The 1,534-nt window shown below is 62.1% G+C and carries 1 protein-coding gene and 1 pseudogene; both read left to right on the forward strand.

What is annotated here, in order from left to right; genetic code table 11:
* Nucleotides 1-176 (forward strand): annotated as a pseudogene (locus tag BCY76_RS17220) (integrase core domain-containing protein); the annotation flags it as partial.
* Nucleotides 177-354: 178 nt separating this feature from the next.
* The gene (locus BCY76_RS17225) at nucleotides 355-1,122 is read left to right on the forward strand and encodes a hypothetical protein (RefSeq protein ID WP_139827890.1); all 768 of its coding nucleotides are present in this window, start codon (nucleotides 355-357) and stop codon (nucleotides 1,120-1,122) included.
* Nucleotides 1,123-1,534 lie beyond the last annotated feature (412 nt).

Raw genomic sequence — 1,534 nt, forward strand, 5'->3', positions numbered from 1 at the left:
ATGGTCGACGAGGTCCTCTACACCCGGGCCTACGATTCCGAACAGGCTCGCCGACAGGCCCTGCAGGTCTGGGTCAACCACTACAACTATCATCGGCCCCATACCTCCTGCGGCGATCAGCCCCGGCCGCACTTGCCCCGGCGACTATCAACAACGTCATGCCCTCCTACAACTAGGCCCTCGCCATTTCGGCGACTGGGGTGATGACCTGCCCCAGGCGTCGGATCGAACGCAAGAAGACGATCAAGGGAACCCAGGACAGTTCAAGGGCCCTGGCCGGAAGACCGGCTACACCGAGCCTCGGCCTACTACTCCCTCGTGAGTGTGCGGACGTCGAGATGGGATGGACGCTAGATGAGCACGACAGGCCATGTGATCACAGCCCTGGCAGCCATACTCTCCATGGGGCGCTACCTCTGGGAACGGGCCACCGTCTGGTATCTGGACATGACAGAACCGGACCTGTGGTACTTCTGGCTGTTCCTGCCGGATCTGGTCATCTTCGCCCTGGTAGTCCTTGCTCTGGTGATGAACAGGGAGCGGATCGCTCTGCGGATCGTCATCGGGGCGCTCTCAGCAGTGGCCGTGGGACTCGCAGCCTTCGGGTACTTCTCCGGCACCAACTCGATCGGCGGCGGGTTCGCGCTGATGCTCTCCTGGCCAGCACACTTCATCGTCGGAGTGCTGCTCATCGTCACGATGTTCGCCACTCACATTTCCTCATCGCAGACGGACACGTCAGCGGCAATGGTCCACGTGATCTATAGGAAGCACAGGAGAACCCTCGATGAGGCGGTGATCCTGGCCACGGCCGACGAGCAGATCGCTAGGGACCTGGTCAGAGGCCACGAACGCGACCCCGAGTATGTCGTGGAGTGGGAGAGCCTCCCGGTGCCCGACGCCTCACAACAGGAGCTTGCCGATGGCGTCAGCATCCACCTGCTCAGCAGTGGCGGTCCGTCAGACACTCAAGCTGAAGACATCTCAGCCATAGGGCGGAGTGCCTTCATCTCCCGAGACCGGGCAGAACGGGCGCTGACAGATGCCGCTGGTGATGATTCATTAGTCGACCCTCGACTGAGGACTCTGGTCCTCGGACGCGAGCTTCCGCACCCCGTATGATTCCGCAGCCCCGGCACTCGACAACCGAGCTCAAGAGCAACAACAACACGGTCAGCAAGGGCGGAGACGACCACAGCGGTGTGCTGCTCCGAGGACTCGGATGGCTCACACGTTAAACCGGAACTCCACCACGTTCCGGAACGTAGGACCATCTGGATTGCAGCCGCTAGCGCTGAGGATCGGGCACGACGAAGCTGCTCACGGCATCCGCCTTGCGTGGGCGGCTTCCTCGAGCTTCCCGCTCGGATACTCGGTGTGCGGTCGGCACTCGCGTCCTCGGCGGGTGAGTGGAGGATGAGGCCATCTCACCAGGATCTAGGGCGTGTTGCTAAAGGGTGGAGCGTCGGTCGTCGGCGAGTCTGTCCTTGTGGCACGCAGAGAGATATCTGACGAGACCTGGGCAGTGATCGGC

The sequence above is a fragment of the Nesterenkonia sp. PF2B19 genome, assembly GCF_001758425.2.
In the GTDB taxonomy this organism is placed as follows: domain Bacteria; phylum Actinomycetota; class Actinomycetes; order Actinomycetales; family Micrococcaceae; genus Nesterenkonia; species Nesterenkonia aethiopica.

Bases quoted from the DNA above. Each gene is read 5' to 3' on its own strand.
- BCY76_RS17225 (WP_139827890.1), top strand. From the start codon at position 355: ATGAGCACGACAGGCCATGTGATCACAGCCCTGGCAGCCATACTCTCC.